The sequence below is a fragment of the Bacillus sp. GbtcB10 genome, from assembly GCF_019091365.1.
GTDB classification, from domain to species: Bacteria; Bacillota; Bacilli; order Bacillales; family Bacillaceae; genus Bacillus; species Bacillus altitudinis.
The window spans coordinates 1-271 of record NZ_JAGXJP010000148.1; the positions used below are offsets into that span (position 1 = coordinate 1).

Sequence of the window (271 nt, forward strand, 5' to 3'; positions counted from 1 at the left end):
GTTTGTCCCATTTCATGAAACTTCATTCTTCTCGTCCACTCCCCTGCCTCGCTTTAGAGATGTCACTCTGTAAACAAGCTTATTCTGACTCGTCCCTTTTCATGCTATAATTATCGAATGCAGGAAGAAGGAAAGGGTGTTTTATATGTCTTTTGATGGCATGTTTACATACGGAATGACACATGAATTAAACAGCCGGATCGCCGGAGGCCGGATCACGAGAGTCCATCAGCCTTTTAAGCACGATGTGATATTCCATATCCGCGCTAAC

At 43.9% G+C, this 271-nt stretch carries 1 protein-coding gene; it reads left to right on the forward strand.

Going from position 1 to position 271, the window contains the following annotated elements:
• Positions 1-145 precede the first annotated feature (145 nt).
• Positions 146-271 (forward strand): NFACT family protein (locus KVT11_RS19920; RefSeq protein WP_217609153.1); only part of this gene is annotated, 126 nt, incomplete at its 3' end.